The organism is Endozoicomonas sp. ONNA2 (genome assembly GCF_024606365.1).
In the GTDB taxonomy this organism is placed as follows: Bacteria; Pseudomonadota; Gammaproteobacteria; order Pseudomonadales; family Endozoicomonadaceae; genus Endozoicomonas.
The window spans coordinates 1-1622 of sequence record NZ_JAHHPO010001190.1 but is presented as its reverse complement, the minus strand read 5'-3'; the positions used below and the strand labels follow the sequence as shown (position 1 = coordinate 1622).

The 1622-nt window shown below is 51.4% G+C and carries 1 protein-coding gene; it reads left to right on the top strand.

What is annotated here, in order from left to right; translation table 11 throughout:
* Positions 1 to 240 precede the first annotated feature (240 nt).
* Positions 241 to 1622 (top strand): CoA-acylating methylmalonate-semialdehyde dehydrogenase (locus tag KDK14_RS20970; RefSeq protein WP_257267196.1); only part of this gene is annotated, 1382 nt, incomplete at its 3' end.

The window sequence follows — 1622 nt, the reverse complement described above, 5'->3', positions numbered from 1 at the left end:
GAAAGTCTTTTAACTAACTATGGCAAGGCTTTCACGCTTAAGTCAGTGCCATTGGATCAAGCAAGTCATTTTCGACAGCTGTGCAAGGCGGAATGACAAGAGCTATTGCGAGGAATTCCAACGAAGATCCAGCTGTTCAAAATGGCTGCGCAGTTCATATTCAGAAAGTGGAATTGGTATAAAACACTGCTCAAATTAATAACCGTGCCTGAACGATAAAAACATTTTTGGAGGACATCGATGTATACCATTGGTCATTTTATCAACGGTGAAATAGTCCACGATGCTGAACGCACCCAGGCGGTTTATAACCCGGCAACAGGCCAGGCAGAAAAACAGGTGGCACTGGCTGGCGTCGCTACCGTGGCAAAAGCGATCGCCAGGGCTGAAGCCGCCTATCCTGCATGGCGCAATACACCGGCCATCAAACGTGCCCGCGTCATGTTCAAGTTCAAGGAATTACTTGAGCAACACGCCGAAAAAATTGGTCAACTTATTGGCCAGGAGCACGGCAAAATTTCACACGACGCTGCTGGTGAATTACAACGGGGTATTGAAAATGTCGAATACGCCTGCGCTATCCCTGAGTTATTAAAAGGCGAACACAGCAAAAACGTCGGCCCGAATATCGACTCCTGGAGTGAATTTCAGCCACTGGGCGTGGTCGCTGGTATCACCCCGTTTAACTTCCCGGTGATGGTGCCGCTGTGGATGTTCCCGATAGCCATTGCCTGTGGTAACTGCTTTGTTCTGAAGCCCTCTGAGCGGGATCCCGGTGCCACCCTGTTTATTGCTGAACTGTTGCAACAGGCGGGATTACCTGACGGCGTTATGAATGTTGTTAACGGGGATAAAGTGGCAGTAGACGCTTTACTTAACGACCAGCGTATTAAAGCGGTCAGTTTCGTTGGCTCAACACCGGTTGCTGAATACATCTACCAGACGGCCAATAAAAATGGCAAGCGGTGTCAGGCCCTTGGTGGTGCAAAAAACCACGCCATTGTCATGCCAGATGCCGATATGGATAACACCGTCAACCAATTACTCGGTGCCGCCTTTGGCTCCTCTGGCCAACGTTGTATGGCGTTATCCGTGGCAGTAGCGGTTGGCGACCAGGGGGCTGATGCATTAGTGGCCAAAATGGCTGAGGCAATGAAAGGCCTGAAAGTGGGTGCCTACACCGATAGCAGCAACGACTTTGGCCCGGTCATTACCGGTGCCCATCGCGACAAAGTACTGAACTACATCAGTCATGCCGAAAGCCAGGGGGCAACCATCGTCGTCGATGGCCGCACGACAACTGTCGATGGCTACCCGGATGGCTTCTTTGTCGGCTGCACCCTGATTGACCGGGTAACACCGGAAATGACCAGCTACCGGGAGGAAATCTTCGGCCCGGTACTGCAAGTTGTCCGCGTTGACACAATGCAAGCAGCGATGGATTTGATCAATGCCCACGAGTACGGCAACGGTACTTGTATTTTTACCCGCGACGGTGAAGCAGCCCGTTATTTCTCTGATCACATCCAGGTGGGAATGGTCGGTATTAACATACCGCTGCCAGTCCCCGTTGCTTACCACAGCTTTGGTGGCTGGAAGCGCTCGCTGTTTGGTGACTTGCA